This is a genomic window from Listeria sp. ILCC797, assembly GCF_900186185.1.
Classification (GTDB): Bacteria; Bacillota; Bacilli; order Lactobacillales; family Listeriaceae; genus Listeria; species Listeria goaensis.
Genome location: NZ_FYBS01000001.1, coordinates 134,348 through 150,597 on the forward strand (window position 1 = coordinate 134,348; position 16,250 = coordinate 150,597).

The following is a 16,250-nucleotide window of genomic DNA, read 5'->3' on the forward strand; positions in this document are numbered from 1 at the left end:
CCTGTCTCATCTATTATTTACCACTAAAAAGTTTTTTTAACCGTGCAAAAAAGCCTTCTTTTTTAGTTTCAATCGACATAAGTGGAATGGATTCGCCTAAAATGCGGCGTACAATGTTTCTATAGCCTTGTGATGCCCGATTATTCGGTAACATTGCAACTGGATCTCCACTATTTGAAGAACGAATAACCTCATCGTCATCAATAATAATACCTAGAAGTTCGATGGACAAATGCGTTGTAATTTCATCAATATCCATAACATCCCCATTTTGCATCATTTGTGTACGGATACGATTAATAATTAATTTTGGTGGCTCGATATCTTCATTTTCGAGTAAACCAATAATTCTATCTGCATCACGAACCGCAGAAATTTCAGGTGTTGTAACAACAATGGCTTTATCAGCTCCAGCTACAGCATTTTTATATCCAGTTTCTATACCTGCAGGTGAATCAATTAAAATATATTCGTAATCCGGTTTTAGCTCATCGATTAACGTTTTCATTTGATCAGCACTTACAGCTGTTTTATCCGTAGTTTGCGCAGCTGGTAAAAGAAACAGTAAATCATCAAAACGCTTATCTTTAATTAAAGCTTGATGAATCTTGCATCTCCCTTCGATTACATCTACTAAATCGTAAATAATTCGGTTTTCCAGTCCAAGTACTACATCTAAGTTTCGAAGGCCAATATCCATATCAACCAAGCAGACTTTTTTGCCTTGAAGTGCAAGTGCTGTTCCTAGATTGGCAGTTGAAGTTGTTTTTCCAACGCCACCTTTCCCAGAAGTAATGACTATAGCCTCACCCATGTTTATCGTCCTCCCTCAAAATTCGAAATTTCAGGTCTAATTTTTCTAATTTTATGTATGTCATCAATTATGATTTCATCTTCGCGAATATAGGCTGAAAATAGTTCCGTATCCGCGATATCCTTATAATCTTCACTATCAAAGCCAAAAAACTTTTCCGCAATACGCACTTGCGAAGGATATAAGAATTTACCAGCAATGACCGAATCTTTATCGCCTTCAAAACCAGCGTGTACAATTCCTTTAATCTGCCCTAAGACAAAAATATTTCCAGTTGACCGTATTTGCCCACCAGGATTAATGTCACCAATAAGAAGCACATCACCTGTAACTTGAATAACCTGCCCAGACCGAATGATTGTTGCGAGCGAATAGATTTGATCTGCTTCTTTCCACTTTTTCGCATCCGCCTTCGTCATCACGTTACTATAAAAAGCACCAATCTTCATTTGGCTATTTTGAACGATAATTTTCGCAATTCTAGCCTCTTCCTCTTCTGAAAAAAGCCGGTTCCCAATTTGGACTTGGACCGAAAGTTTCTCGCCAGAATAAGGTGCTGTTTTTTGTTCTTTTAAAAGGCTAATCAATTCTGCTTCTAGTTCGTTAATACTTGCAGTGTCGCTTAAGAAAATTTGAATACCTTCTTTTGTTCCTTTCATTTGGACATTCTTTTTCATTCCCATATCACCCCGCTAAACTCATTTTCTTAAAACCGATTGCTTGTTTTATTATAGCAGAACTTTTATCTCTTTAACATAAAAAACAGCTTAATCGTGCTTATCAAGCATAGCAACCTTCCATACTTGATAATGACTCACACGATTTTAGCTGTTTTTATTAGGATTCAGATTTTTTTAATTTGAATAAGAAATATCGGAACGGAAAGAAAACAACTAAATAAAAAGCAAAATTCAATATAAGCGTTGTCCACAATCTATAATCAATGAATTCCGGGAAACTCATTGTCGTTGTTCCAATTAAATAATAAAACGCATAAACAAGTACTTCACATAATATAACATTAAAAACAGCTATCAAGCCAACTAGAACGATATTATTCTGCAAAACCTTCAAGAACTTATCTGTTATATAAACGATGAATGGGAAAATAGCAAAGTAAATACCCATAACACCCGTATAATAAATATCAAATAAAATCCCTAAAGTAAATGCATAAATAAGCGTCGTATTTCGTCTGTAAAAAGCTGTCATAATGACTAACATAATAAGAAGAAAATGAGGAATAAACAATCTCTCTTCTCCAAATAATACGTGTCCAAATTGAAGACTAACGACACCTTCTAAAATAAAAGTACCAATCATGATTGCCGGAAGCCAAATGATTTTCTTGACATTCATGACTAATTGCCTCCAGACGAATCAGTATTTTCATCACCAGACGTAGAAGTTTCCGCAGTACGTTTTAAAATCGTCACATGATTTAAATCATACATATCAGCTCCTGGCTTTACATAAGCAGTTTGTGACAATCCCATTTTATCTGTTTCAACTTTTTCAATGGTTCCAATAAAAATGCCAGATGGGAATTTCCCACCAAGTCCCGACGTCACAATCTTTTGGCCTTTCGTAAACTTCATATCATAAGGTAATTGTTTTAATTCCAATAACTTATCATCACTATTATAACCATTAATAATCCCATAAGCCGAGGCGCTACCTTGAACCATTGCCGAAACACGATTACGCGTGTCAGACGATGTTAATAGCTCAACAGTTGATGACTTTGCACCAGTTGTCGTTATTCGCCCAACTAGCCCACCTGATGTAACAACCGCCATATCAGGTTTCACGCCATCTCTTGAACCTTTATCAATCTCAACTTGCTCATTCCAATTTGTCGGATTACGTGAAATGACAGAACCGTTTATAGGATCATAATCGCTTAAACTCGATTGAATATTAAGTGAGTCCTTTAATTCTTTATTCTCTTTTCGTAAATCTGCAACATCACTTTCCAGTTGCGCCAATTCTTCTAAACGTTCTTTTAAATGCTCATTCTCTGTATAAGTATTTTTTAAATCTTGCGCGCCACTTATAACACCAGAAACAAAGCTTGCTGGTTTCGAAACAACATTTTCTCCAAAACCAACAACATCTTTTACAAATTGTTCAGGCCACGATGCATTTTCTCTGTCTCTGAGAGAAAAACCGACAAGGGCCACAAGAACAATGATAGCTATCAGCATAATAATTAAACGCTTATTTAGAAAAAATTGTGGCATAATGAACACCTCATCTCGTTAATCCTCTTTTTTCGATTTGAAGCTAACACTTTCTAGTTGAAATAAATGAGTGTTCCATTTAGTTCATTTTTTTCTTTTTATACAAGTCCATATTTTCAAGTGCTTTCCCTGTCCCAATTGCCACACAATCAAGCGGCTCATCCGCAATAATTACAGGCATTTTTGTTTCTTCAGAAATGACAGAGTCTAAATTGCGCAGTAACGCACCTCCGCCAGTAAGTACAATACCTTTATCCATAATATCAGCTGACAATTCGGGCGGTGTATTTTCAAGTGTACTCTTAACCGCATCAATAATAGCTGAAATGGTATCGGATAGTGCTTCGCTAACTTCTTCAGGTGTTACTTCGATTGTTTTTGGTAAGCCAGTTACCAAATCACGACCACGTATACTGAAAGGTTCTAAATTGAGATTTGTAGCATCGGCAGAACCAATTTCCATTTTAATGGACTCAGCAGTACGATCGCCAATAAGTAAGTTATATTTTTTACGAATGTAATTAATAATAGATTCATCAAGGTCATCACCTGCAGTACGTACTGAACGGCTTGTGACAATACCTCCTAGAGAAATAACAGCAACTTCAGTAGTTCCCCCACCAATATCGACAACCATGCTACCAGTCGGATCCCATACAGGAAGCCCAGCACCAATTGCTGCAGCGAATGGTTCTTCAATTGTATAAGCATCTTTTGCCCCAGCTTGTCTTGTTGCATCAATAACTGCTCGTTTTTCTACGCCAGTGATGCCAGAAGGAACACAAATCATTACAAATGGTTTGCTAGCGCTCATTCCTTTGCTAGCTTTTTGGATATAATACTTCATCATGGCTGCTGTTGTATCATAATCCGCGATTACCCCGTCCTTCATTGGACGAATAGCTACAATATTGCCTGGTGTTCTACCAATCATATTTTTAGCTTCATTACCAACTGCCACTATTTCTTGCGTGTCTTTCTTCATCGCAACAACGGAAGGCTCTCTTAAAACAATACTCTTTCCTTTCATGTATACAAGTGTATTCGCAGTTCCTAAGTCAATGCCGATATCTTTGTTTCCAAATCCAAACATCTGTATTCTCCTTTTCTTTCAAAAATTAACTTTTGTATAAGTAATAATGAAGCTGACACATTTGCACAGTTCAAAAATTAAGTTTACCTTATCCCTCGAGTGCCACTATTTCTATCTAAACACATATACAACCATTACATTATAACATAACTGTTTCATCACGGCATTAATTTTTAATAAGAAGAAATAAAATTAAAGTTTTCTTTAGAAATACTTTTTTTCTTTCATACTAAGATGGCTGTTTTTGCCTATAATAATGTGGTCTAGCAGGCGAATACCTAATAGCTCACCAGAATTTGCAAGCCGTTTTGTGACTCTGATATCTTCTTGTGAAGGCGTTGGATCACCAGATGGATGATTATGAAAACAAATAAGCGAAGCAGCAGATAATTTTAGTGCAATTCGAAAAACTTCACGTGGGTGCACAACACTAATGTTTAAACTACCGATAAACACTGTTTCGCGATGAATAATTTGATTTTTAACATTTAAAAAGACACAGTGAAAATGTTCTTGATATAAAAAACTAAGTTCCGGCTGCACAATTGAAACTGCATCAAACGGTGTTTTTATCACATAAGTTGTGCTTTTTTCGTTTTGATTTAGCCTTTTTCCCATTTCAAGTGCTGCAACAATTTTCGCAGCTTTTGCAATGCCGATACCATTTATTTTTTGAAATTCTTCGATTGTAGCGTGTTGAACGCTATCCAGTTCCCTAAAGCGCATAACAATCCGATTCGCCACAGAAAGGACAGACTCGTTTTTTGTTCCTGTTTCAATAATTAAAGCCATCAATTCAGAGAGAGTTAGTGCATCAGGGCCATGCCTTACTAATTTTTCCCTAGGCGGGTCGTCCAATTTTAAATTCATTCAAATCCACCGACTTTCAAACATAAATAACTTAAATACCCAAGAAATATAAATGGGACAAAAGGAATCATTTTTTTTCGTGAAATTTTATGGGTTAAACAGGCTACACCTAAAGAAATGGCAGCAATTGTCAGCGCGTAGATAAATATTTTATAACTTGTTGCAAATCCAACTGCAGTACCTAGAATAATCAATATTTTAATATCCCCTAGTCCAAATCCTTTTTTGACAAAATAATAACAGGCACTATAAGCGATAAAGCTAATTATAAGTTGTATAGTAGCGAATAAAACCGCTTGATTTAAAAATTGAAAAATGAGTATTATTGTTAGAAAAAAGCCCAATGCAAGGTTAGGAACATGCAGAAAATAAATATCTGTTAAAAGAAAATAATACAAAAAGAGAAATACAATGAAATGAACCATACCGATATGATGCATAAGATAAAATTGATACAGGACAAGCATTAAAATTGGAAAAGTAATTTCTTGCCAAAAATACATCTTGTGTAGCGCTTTTTGACAGCAAATTGTTTTCCCTTTTTGGACGATATATGAAACAATTGGAATCATGTGTTTGAATGAGATTTCCTGTTTGCAGTAATCGCAATGAGAATGACGAAATAGAAATGGTTTCTTTTGTGGTGAATTTTGCGCGCAAACGTGTAAAAAAGAACCAAAGATCGAACTGTAAATAAAAACAAACATATAGCACAATTTATTTGAACCTCCATTTTTTCTAGATTCTATCAGTATTTTTTAAGAAAGTCATATTGATAAAAATCTATTTTGGAAATGAATTACATTTAAATTCGTAAAGTTTGCTTAGTTAAAAATGCAATTTTGTAGGCAGACTTTCTTCGTAAAATCTTTTTTTCACCGTTTGCATTTTAGTTTGCGATAAACTATATTAAAAAAACTCCCCCATCTAGGAGGAGAAAATCAAACACTACTTTCTTAATAAAAATTTTCGAACTTCCGAAATAAAATAGAGCGAGCCTGAAATATATATAGTCGTCGTCAATTTAGCCGATTGTTTTTCCTGTATAAATTCTTTCCAATCTAGTACAGCGTTTATTCCGTTTTCTTTTGAAATTCGTTTCACATCGTCCTTCGAAAGAGATCTTGGAAAATCAAAAGTTGTTAGATAGAGCTGTACATGTTGAAGTTTTTTTAGAGATTGAATCATACTCGTATAATCTTTATCACTTAAAATGCTAATTAGAAGTTCTATATTATCTTCGTGTTGTAAATTATTAATAAGCGATTGAATGCCTTCAGGGTTGTGTGCGCCGTCCAAGACAAAATTAGGCAGCCCTTGAATTTTTTCTAATCTTCCCGGCCAAAAAGCCTCTTTTAAGCCTTGATAAATAGATTTCGTAGTTAGAGAAATATCACCTATTTCCCGTAAAATAAATAACGTTTGAATGGCAACAGAAGCGTTTTGAATTTGGTGATCACCATTTAAACCTGTTTCAAGATTAGGAAGTTCTTGATTTTTTGTATGAAAAACAAAACTATTTTTTGAAACTTTTTTAGAATTAAAATCCTTGCCGTAAAAATAAATAGTAGAATTTTGCTTATTGGCTAATTTTTGCAATACATCTATCACGCTTGGTTGAACTACACCTGAAACGGTTGGGACGTTTTGCTTGATAATACCACCTTTTTCAAGCGCAATTTCTTCAATAGAATTACCTAGAAACTCCATATGATCAAGGCCTATTGTTGTAATAACAGAAATAAGTGGCGTTAACACATTCGTTGAATCAAGGCGGCCACCTAACCCAACTTCAATGATTCCAAAATCGATTTGATCATATTCTGCAAAGTAAAGAAACATCATTGTCGTGATAATTTCAAATTCTGATGGAGGGCCAAAATCGGTTTTGGCGATTTCGGAAGCTATAGGAGCAACACGATTAGCTAACGTTACAATCATCTCATCTGAAACCGGTTCATTATTGACAGAAATGCGCTCATTAAACCGTTCGATATATGGGGATGTGAAAGTCCCAATTCGATATCCTTCTGCTTCAAGAACGGAGCGAATAAATGTTAATGTAGAACCCTTTCCGTTAGTTCCAGCAACGTGAATCCATTTTGCTTTTTTCTCTGGATTTCCTAGCGTTTCTAACATTTTTTCCATTCGCGAAAGCCCTGGTTTAATTCCTAGGCGTAACGTTCCATGAATCCAATCTAAAGCTTCATCATATGAAGTGAATTTCAAATATACCAGCTCCCTTAAAAAACAGCCCTATCTTATTCAATAAGGCTGTCATTTAGATTAGTTTTTCTTCAAATTAGCAATACGTTCTTCAACGGATGCTTTTTTAGCTAAATAATCTTGTTCTTTCGCTTTTTCTTCTGCAACAACTTTTTCCGGAGCTTTTGAAATAAAGCGTTCATTGGATAGTTTGCCTTGAACTCTTGCCACTTCTTTGTTCCACTTCTCAAGTTCTTTCTCTAAGCGAGCAATTTCTTCCTCAATATTAATTAAACCTTCTAATGGTAAATAGATTTCTACACCGGATATGACTGCGGTCATTGCTGAATCAGATGGTGTCAAATCAAAAGAAATTGTCAACGTTTCTGGATTACAGAAGCGTTCAAGGTAAGAAATATTTTCTTCCAAAATGGTTTTGAATTTTTTATTGGCTGGTTTAAGTTCAATTTTAATTTGTTTACTTAAAGGTGTGTTAACTTCAGCTCGGATGTTACGCACTGCGCGAATAATATCAACCAAAGTTTTCATTGCTTCAGATGATGCACGATCAATGTGACTTTCATCTACTTGCGGCCATGCAGCAACAGTAATAGACTCGCCTTTATGCGGTAAATTTTGCCAAATTTCTTCTGTAACAAATGGCATAAATGGGTGAAGTAATCGCATTGTATTATCCAGTACAAAAGCAAGAACTGAACGAGTAGTTTTCTTCGCTTCTTGATCTTCACCGTACAAGGAAATTTTTGCAATTTCAATATACCAATCACAAAACTCATCCCAAATAAAATTGTACAATGTCCGTCCCACTTCTCCAAACTCGTATTTTTCAGAAAGTGCAGTAACAGTTTCAATGGTTTCATTTAAACGAGTTAATATCCATTTATCACTTACTTCAATAATTTTTGATAAATCAATTTCATCGTATTGTAAGCCATCCATATTAATAAGCGCAAATCGTGAAGCGTTCCAGATTTTATTAATAAAATTCCAAGATGCTTCAACTTTTTCAAAGCTAAATTTCAAATCTTGCCCTGGTGAGGTTCCTGTTGATAGTGTGTAACGCAATGAATCAGCGCCATATTTATCAATAACATCAATTGGATCTACGCCATTGCCTAGAGATTTTGACATTTTACGTCCTTCTGCATCACGTACAAGTCCATGAATAAGTGTATCTTTGAATGGACGTTCTCCTGTGAATTCCACGGATTGGAAAATCATTCGTGAAACCCAAAAATAAATGATGTCGTATCCTGTTACTAATGTGTGATTCGGGAAGAAATGCTTATAATCAGAAGCATCAGTATCTGGCCAACCCATAGTTGAAAAAGGCCAAAGTGCAGAACTAAACCACGTATCTAAGACATCTTCATCTTGTTCCCATTCAGAAATATTTTCTGGTGCTTTCTCACCAACATAAATCTCGCCAGTTTCTTTGTGATACCAAGCAGGAATGCGATGCCCCCACCATAGTTGTCTTGATACACACCAATCGTGAATGTTTTCCATCCAAGTGGTATACGTCTTCTCAAAGCGATTTGGAACGAAATTAACTTTTGTTTCTTCTTCTTTTTGTATCGCAATAGCAGCTTCTGCTAAAGGTCCCATTTTGACGAACCATTGCATAGATAAATATGGCTCTACGACAGCATCAGTACGTTCTGAATGCCCTACTGCATGCATATGAGGTTCTTGTTTAATAAATAAATCAAGCTCTTTAAAATCTTGAATGATAGCTTTACGTGCTTCAAAACGATCCATGCCGTTGTACTTACCAGAAGCTTCGTTCATTGTACCGTCTTCATTCATAATAATAATCCGTGGTAAATCATGACGGTTCCCAACTTCAAAATCATTAGGGTCATGAGCGGGTGTGATTTTAACAGCGCCAGAGCCAAAGTCGCGTTCCACATACTCATCTGCAACAATTGGGATTTCGCGATTTAAGATGGGAAGTAAAATAGTTTTCCCAATTAAATGTGTGTAGCGTTCGTCTTTTGGATGCACAGCAACCGCTGTATCGCCAGGAATGGTTTCAGGACGAGTTGTTGCCACTTCTAAAAAGCCAGAACCATCAGCTAGAGGGTATTTTAAATGGTAGAAGTTTCCTTCCACTTCTTTATGAATAACTTCAATATCGGAAAGCGCAGTTTTAGCAACCGGATCCCAGTTAATAATATATTGTCCGCGGTAGATTAAACCATTTTCGTATAGAGAAACAAAAACTTTTTTTACAGCATCTGAAAGACCTGCGTCTAGCGTGAAGCGTTCTCTTGAATAGTCTAGACCTAACCCTAATTTTTCCCATTGTTCGCGAATAAAAGAGGCATATTCTTCTTTCCATTCCCAAGATTTCTCAAGAAATTTTTCGCGGCCAATGTCATGACGAGAAATATTTGATTCTTTTAATTTAGCTTCCACTTTTGCTTGAGTAGCGATTCCAGCATGATCCATACCCGGTAAATATAATGTATCGAAACCTTGCATGCGTTTCATACGGGTAATAATGTCTTGCAATGTAGTGTCCCAAGCGTGCCCTAAATGAAGTTTACCAGTCACGTTTGGCGGGGGAATTACAACGCTATAAGGCTCTTTTTCTAAATTCCCTTCTGCTTTAAAAAAGCCCTGTTCAAGCCACCAAGCATACTTACCTTCTTCTACGTTATTTGGTTCATATTTAGTTGGCATTTCAATTTCATTTTGGTTTTCCATCTTAAAACCTCCTATTTTTATCAAATAAAAAAACTCTTCTTGTCCTTATAAAAGGACGAAAAGAGTTTGGATTCGCGGTACCACCTTTTTACTCAAAAATTTTGAGCACTTCATTCGTTTAACGATGAGTTTCACCGGCTTCTCCTACTTTATTGTTCAGAAAAGCAGCTCCGAGGCTACCTTCAATTATTTCGAATGAAAGTTTTCACCAACCACTTTCTCTCTAAAAAAACGAAAATAATTTACTCTTCCTCTTCAAAGCTTTTTATCAATATATATTTGTAGTTTACCAAAATGAGGCTATTTCGTCAATTGGCTTTCAATGTTTTACACGTTTGTTCAAAAGCTTCAAGCGTCTTATCGATTTCCTTTTCTGTATGAGCTGTAGAAATGAAAATGCCTTCAAATTGAGATGGTGGCAAGAAAATGCCTTGATTTAACATTTCGCGATAATAAGCATTAAAGAAATTCAAATCGCTCGTCTTAGCTTCTTCAAAATTCGTCACTTTTTTGTCTGTGAAGAAAAAGCCAAACATGGAACCCGCCTTATTGATAGATAGCGGCACTTCATATTTTGCTGAAATACTTGTGAGGCCTTCTTCCATGCGTTTAATTAAGCTGCGAAACTGGTCATAGTGATGTGGCGTTAGTTGAGAAATCGTTTCATAGCCAGCGGTCATAGCCAATGGGTTACCCGACAATGTACCAGCCTGATAAATAGGCCCAGCTGGAGCAATTTGTTCCATAATTTCTCGTTTTCCGCCATAAGCGCCAACGGGCATTCCCCCGCCAATCACTTTCCCAAGACACGTTAAGTCTGGCGTCACAACGTAGTAGCCTTGAGCAGAATAATAATCGACGCGGAAACCTGTCATTACTTCATCGAAAATAAGCAGACTACCATATTCAGTAGTGAGCTTGCGAAGTCCTTCTAAAAAGCCGGCAATTGGTGGAACCACACCCATATTCCCAGCAACGGGTTCAACGATGACGCATGCAATTTGCTCGCCGTAATGACTGAAAGCTAGACGCGCACTCTCTAAATCGTTATAAGGGACGGTAATAGTATCTTGTGCAAGTCCGCTCGTGACACCGGGAGAGTCAGGTAAACCAAGCGTTGCGACACCAGACCCTGCTTTAATTAAAAGAGAGTCACCATGACCGTGATAGCTGCCCTCAAATTTTAAAATCTTGTCGCGTTTTGTGTAGCCTCTTGCTAGGCGAATGGCGCTCATCGTTGCTTCCGTACCTGAAGAAACCATACGCACAATATCAATTGATGGCACACGGTCAATGACCAGTTTAGCTAATTCATTTTCAATTTCTGTGGGCGTCCCGAAACTTGTGCCCTTTTGGATAGTTTTTGTCAGGGCCTCCACCACATTTGGATTTGCATGGCCTAAAATGAGTGGCCCCCAAGATAAAACATAATCAATATAGTTGTTGCCATCGATGTCAGTTAAATAGGCACCAGTTCCGTGGTCCATAAAGACGGGTGCTGCGTCGACCGATTTAAATGCCCGAACAGGGCTGTTGACCCCACCAGGCATGAGCTTTATTGCTTCAGAAAAAGCTTTTTTTGAGTTTGAAAAATCCAATGTTATCCCTCCTGCTTGTTTAGATAAGTCGCAACATCTTTCGCAAAGTAAGTGATGATTAAGTCAGCCCCTGCGCGCTTCATGCTGAGGAGCATTTCCATCACGATTTTTTCTTCATCAATCCAACCGTTTTGGCTAGCGGCTTTAACCATTGCGTATTCGCCACTTACGTTATAGGCGACAACGGGTAGATGTGTTTCGTTTCGGACATCGCGAACAATGTCTAAATACGCTAAAGCGGGTTTGACGATAATAAAGTCTGCGCCTTCTTTTTCGTCGCTTTTAGCTTCTAAAAAGGCTTCATGGCGATTGGCTGGATCCATTTGATACGTCTTCCGGTCGCCAAATTGCGGCGCGCCATCTGCGGCATCACGAAACGGGCCATAGAAAGCTGAGGCATATTTCACGGCATATGACATGATGGGGATATTTTCAAAACCTGCTTCGTCAAGGCCACGGCGGATAGCTTGGACAAAGCCATCCATCATGTTGGACGGCGCAATAATATCAGCTCCAGCACTCGCTTGGCTGACAGCGGTTTGAACGAGAATGTCAAGCGATTCATCATTTAAGATGCGTTCACCTTGAACAAGCCCGCAATGCCCGTGGTCAGTAAATTCGCATAGGCACGTATCAGCGACTACAAGAAGATTGGGATATGTTTCTTTAATTAGTTTCGTCGCTCTTTGAATGATACCGTGCGAATGAAAGGCACCTGTTCCGATTGCATCTTTTTCAGAAGGAATTCCGAACAAAATGACTGCTTGGATACCGCACGCAACAACGCTTTCTATCTCTTGCTTTAATGCAGATAGAGGGTATTGGTACACGCCGGGCATAGAAGCAACTTCTGTCACCTCATCGCCTTCTTCTTTAACAAAAAGTGGGTATATGAAGTCGTTCATTGTTAAGGTATTTTCACGAACTAAGTCACGCATTGCGCCAGATGACCTTAGTCGGCGATGTCTATCAAAATTCATCATTTTCTATCTCCTTTAGTAAATTATCCATCGTAAATATTGTCGGCTGAACATCGACTTTAAAGCCATCTCGCTCGATTGCTTCACTTGTAACAGAGCCAATCGAAGCAATTTTAACTGATTTACAAACAGCCTTTTTTTTAATAATTTTTTTGAAATTTTCCCATGCAGAAGGGCTCGCAAAAGCGATGTAAAAGTTGTCTTCTGCTTCCATGAAAGCGCGCAACTGACTAGGTGCAACTTCCGGCATAAACGTGTCATATAAAAACACTCGGTTCACCAAAATCCCTTTTTCTTTTAGTAAAGTTGGGATAACGCTCCGCCCCTTCAAGCTTTGCGGAAAAAGGACCGCCGGATTTCCACTTATAAATTGCAACCACTCAAAAACAAAAGCCTCCGTTTCGAATTCGCTCGGAATAAAATCAGCATGCAAATTATATTTTTTTAAGGCATCTGCTGTTTTTGAACCAATGACAGCTATTTTGAGTGTAGGTGGACATTTTTTGAAACGCTTGAAAAAATAGTGCACAGCATTTTGGCTTGTAAAAAAAAGCCAGTCATACGTATCAAGAATTATTTCTTGTTCTAACGGGAGTGGGCGTGTTTCAATTAGTGGTATCGAAATAGCGCGAATAGCCTTTTTTTCTAGATTTCGAATGGCCTCGTGATTTTTCGCTACTTCACGCGTTAAAACGACCGTCTTCATAGCGAACGAAGCGCGTCAATTAGTTCTTTTGCGCCCTGCTTTAAAAGGATATTGGCCGCTTCAATGCCAATTGTTTCTGGGGTGTCGCCACTTGTTTGCACGTCTAAGCGTGTCAAGCCATCAACGCTTCCAACGAATCCAGTGAAGACAAGTCCGCCGTCAGCTTCTTTTTGGGCAAAACCAGCAATTGGGATTTCACAGCCGCCGTTTAGCGTTTTTAAAAAGGCGCGTTCAGCACGTACACAAAAAGCCGTTTCTGTATCATGGATTTCGCTAAGCATCGCGAGTACTTCTGCGTCATCATTTCGGCATTCAATTGCGAGGGCACCTTGTCCGACTGCCGGTAAGCAAGTTGTGGCATCGAGGGTTTGCCTTCTTAACGTTTCATCAGAAAGCCAGCCCATACGCGATAAACCAGCTTCTGCCAGAAGGATAGCATCGAAATCTTCCGCATACAATTTTTTTAAGCGCGTATCAATGTTGCCGCGAATTGACTTGATTTGAAAATCTGCGCGATAGCGTTTTAACATCGAAGCACGACGTAAACTACTCGTTCCAATGACAGCGCCTTGCGGAAGCTCATCCAAGTTGGTTTTTTCTGCAAAAACAACGCAATCATAAGGAGATTCTCTTTTTGGGATAGCGCCAATTGTTAAACCTTCTTGCAGTTCGGAAGGCACGTCTTTCATACTATGAACAGCGAAATCAATTTTTTTATCAACTAAAGCCTGCTCAACTTCTGAAACGAAAAGTCCTTTTCCACCAACTTTACTTAACGTGACGTCTAAGATTCGGTCGCCTTTTGTCACGATTTCATGAATTTTAAACGTAACATCTGGAAATTTTGCTTGCAATGCGCTGATGACATGCCCCGTCTGTGTTAAAGCTAGTTTGCTCTTTCTTGAGCCAACAATTATTTCACGTTTCATAGGTTTTCCTCATTTCTTTAGCGTTCTGCGAAGATTCAGTTACCTGCAGTCCAAAAATTTCTTTAAATAATTGGATTTTCATTTCAGAATCGGCGTCAATGGACATTTCCTTGATTTCTGAAACCGGATTTTTTAAAAGTTGGTTAATAATGCTCTTCATATGTTTGCCAATCAGCACATACTCACGCTCCGTCAAGCCCGGCAGCTTGTTCTCGAGACTTTTCATCGTTTCAGATTGAATGCATAGCGCCTTTTCTCTAAGTTCACGAATTAAAGGAACAACACCTAACTGCTTCTCCCATTCAAAAAAGGCAGCAGTTTCGGCTTCAATTTCAAATTCTAAGGCCTTGACGATTTGTTTGCGTTCTTCCGTATTTGCCGAAATAATACCATCCAGATCATCTAAATCATATAAGAATACATTGGCTAATTGTGCGCATGCAGGTTCGACATTACGTGGCAGAGCAATATCGATAATGAGCAGTGGCTTTGACCGTTTTAAAACGGCATTTTTTGCCATGCTTTCCGTAATAACGAATTCATTTGCCCCAGTTGAAACGATAATGATATCCGCTTGTTCCATTTCCACTTGTAATTTTTGCATCGGTGAAAACGACGCATGAAAATGACGTGCGAGCTCAAAACCAGTCTGCTCGGTTCGGTTCATAATTGTAACATTTTGCACACCACTGCCAGTTAAATTTTTTAATGCGAGTTCGCTCATTTTGCCAGCGCCAAGTAATAAGACGGATTGCTTATCTAAGTTTGTATGAATTGATTTTGCGACTTCAACGGCTGCGTAGCTCACTGAAACCGCATTTTCATTTATGCGTGTATCATGGTGTGTCTTTTTTGCAAATCGAATCGCTTCAGGAAAAAGCTGGTTTAATAGCGTTCCGGTTGTTCCAACTGATTGCGCCAATTGGAAAGCTTGTTTGACTTGACCTAAAATTTGCGTTTCCCCCAAAACGAGTGAATCCAGCCCGGCAGCAACTTCAAAGAGATGCTTAACGGCCTGTTTTTCCTCGTAAAAAAAGAGGTAATTCGCGAGTGTATCCATATCTTCTTGAAACCATTCTGCAAGAAAGCGTTTCATATAATAACGCGCTGTGTGAAGCTGATCCACAACAGCGAAAATTTCGGTTCGATTGCATGTTGAAATAATCACATTTTCAAGGATGCTTTTTTCCTTGTTTAATGTGCTCAGTGCCAGTTCTGCTGCTGATGTTTGGAAGACGAGCTTCTCCCTAATCTCGATGGGTGCCGTTTTATGGTTAAGCCCGACAGACAATATGTACATCTAAAAGTCCCCCTACAATTGAGATAATTTTATTTTAGCATTTTACTAGGTCGAAGTTCAATTAGCTAGTTTGTAAAAATTATAATCTGCCACAAAAAAATGAGCTTGAATGGTCGTCATTCAGCTCATCTTTTGTTCAATGAATTCCCATGCCTCTTCTTTCCCCATACCTGTTTCCGAAGAGAACATGACGAAATTATCATCTTTATCAAAATCGAGTGTTTCGCGTACGATTTTAGCATGTTTCTGCCATTTACTACGTGGGATTTTATCTGCCTTTGTCGCAATAATAATGACAGGAATTTGATAGTATTTAAGAAATTCGTACATCATTACATCGTCATTTGTTGGTTTGTGTCTTAAATCGACAATTTGAATGACTGCCCGCAATTGTTCGCGTGAAGTAATATACGTTTCAATCATTTCGCCCCACTTTTCACGCTCACGCTTAGAAACTTTAGCAAAACCGTAGCCTGGAACATCGACAAAATAAAATTTTTCTTCTATTTTATAAAAATTAAGTGTCTGCGTTTTGCCAGGTTTTTGTGAGATTCGCGCCATGCTTTTTCTGCGAATCATTTTATTGATAAATGAAGATTTCCCAACGTTAGAGCGTCCTGCTAGCGCAAATTCAGGCAAAGAGTCTGCCGGATATTGCTCTTGCCAAACCGCACTAATGACAAGTTCTACATGATTTACATCCATAATTTAAGCCCTCGCTTTTCTAATCTCGTTCTAGTATAACGGAAAAACGCTTTTCTCACAACAACTATTGCAAG

At 38.0% G+C, this 16,250-nt stretch carries 15 protein-coding genes and 1 other annotated feature; all 15 genes read right to left on the reverse strand.

What is annotated here, in order from left to right; all coding sequences use genetic code 11:
- Positions 1 to 13: 13 nt before the first annotated feature.
- The 15 genes from minD to yihA all read right to left on the reverse strand — a co-directional run bounded on the left by minD (position 14) and on the right by yihA (position 16,176).
- Positions 14 to 814: a septum site-determining protein MinD gene (minD, locus tag BN1609_RS00680; protein WP_088808906.1), complete on the reverse strand. Its 801-nt coding sequence runs from the start codon at positions 812 to 814 to the stop codon at positions 14 to 16.
- A gap of 2 nt (positions 815 to 816) precedes the next feature.
- Entirely contained in the window at positions 817 to 1,491 is a 675-nt protein-coding gene (gene minC, locus BN1609_RS00685) for a septum site-determining protein MinC (RefSeq protein WP_088808905.1), read from the reverse strand.
- Positions 1,492 to 1,651: 160 nt separating this feature from the next.
- Complete coding sequence (gene mreD, locus BN1609_RS00690; RefSeq protein ID WP_088808904.1) at positions 1,652 to 2,173, reverse strand: rod shape-determining protein MreD; 522 nt, start codon at positions 2,171 to 2,173, stop codon at positions 1,652 to 1,654.
- Between the two features lie 2 nt (positions 2,174 to 2,175).
- Positions 2,176 to 3,057: a rod shape-determining protein MreC gene (mreC, locus tag BN1609_RS00695; protein ID WP_088808903.1), complete on the reverse strand. Its 882-nt coding sequence runs from the start codon at positions 3,055 to 3,057 to the stop codon at positions 2,176 to 2,178.
- Positions 3,058 to 3,136: 79 nt separating this feature from the next.
- On the reverse strand, positions 3,137 to 4,150 hold the full coding sequence (locus BN1609_RS00700) for a rod shape-determining protein (protein ID WP_088808902.1): 1,014 nt from the start codon (positions 4,148 to 4,150) through the stop codon (positions 3,137 to 3,139).
- A gap of 204 nt (positions 4,151 to 4,354) precedes the next feature.
- Entirely contained in the window at positions 4,355 to 5,020 is a 666-nt protein-coding gene (gene radC, locus BN1609_RS00705; RefSeq protein ID WP_088808901.1) for a DNA repair protein RadC, read from the reverse strand.
- The gene (locus BN1609_RS00710) at positions 5,017 to 5,727 is read right to left on the reverse strand and encodes an A24 family peptidase (RefSeq protein WP_088814581.1); all 711 of its coding nucleotides are present in this window, start codon (positions 5,725 to 5,727) and stop codon (positions 5,017 to 5,019) included. The genes radC and BN1609_RS00710 overlap by 4 nt, the downstream gene beginning before the upstream one ends.
- A gap of 241 nt (positions 5,728 to 5,968) precedes the next feature.
- Positions 5,969 to 7,249 carry a folylpolyglutamate synthase/dihydrofolate synthase family protein gene (locus BN1609_RS00715; RefSeq protein ID WP_088808899.1) on the reverse strand — a complete coding sequence of 427 codons (1,281 nt, stop codon included), beginning with the start codon at positions 7,247 to 7,249 and terminating at the stop codon, positions 5,969 to 5,971.
- A gap of 57 nt (positions 7,250 to 7,306) precedes the next feature.
- Positions 7,307 to 9,958 (reverse strand): valine--tRNA ligase, encoded by a 2,652-nt coding sequence (locus tag BN1609_RS00720; RefSeq protein WP_088840399.1) that lies wholly within the window; start codon positions 9,956 to 9,958, stop codon positions 7,307 to 7,309.
- A 48-nt stretch (positions 9,959 to 10,006) separates the two neighbouring features.
- Positions 10,007 to 10,226, reverse strand: a binding site (T-box leader).
- 40 nt (positions 10,227 to 10,266) lie between these two features.
- Complete coding sequence (hemL, locus tag BN1609_RS00725) at positions 10,267 to 11,556, reverse strand: glutamate-1-semialdehyde 2,1-aminomutase (RefSeq protein WP_088808897.1); 1,290 nt, start codon at positions 11,554 to 11,556, stop codon at positions 10,267 to 10,269.
- 2 nt (positions 11,557 to 11,558) lie between these two features.
- Entirely contained in the window at positions 11,559 to 12,539 is a 981-nt protein-coding gene (hemB, locus tag BN1609_RS00730) for a porphobilinogen synthase (protein ID WP_088840400.1), read from the reverse strand.
- Entirely contained in the window at positions 12,526 to 13,242 is a 717-nt protein-coding gene (locus BN1609_RS00735; protein WP_088808895.1) for a uroporphyrinogen-III synthase, read from the reverse strand. The genes hemB and BN1609_RS00735 overlap by 14 nt, the downstream gene beginning before the upstream one ends.
- Positions 13,239 to 14,171, reverse strand: coding sequence for a hydroxymethylbilane synthase (gene hemC, locus BN1609_RS00740; protein ID WP_088840401.1), 933 nt, complete (start codon positions 14,169 to 14,171; stop codon positions 13,239 to 13,241). Before hemC ends, BN1609_RS00735 begins: the two co-directional genes overlap by 4 nt.
- Entirely contained in the window at positions 14,161 to 15,471 is a 1,311-nt protein-coding gene (gene hemA, locus BN1609_RS00745) for a glutamyl-tRNA reductase (RefSeq protein WP_088815248.1), read from the reverse strand. The genes hemC and hemA overlap by 11 nt, the downstream gene beginning before the upstream one ends.
- Before the next feature lie 120 nt (positions 15,472 to 15,591).
- A complete protein-coding gene (gene yihA / locus BN1609_RS00750; protein ID WP_088808892.1) occupies positions 15,592 to 16,176 on the reverse strand; it encodes a ribosome biogenesis GTP-binding protein YihA/YsxC in 585 nt (194 codons plus the stop codon).
- Positions 16,177 to 16,250: the final 74 nt, after the last annotated feature.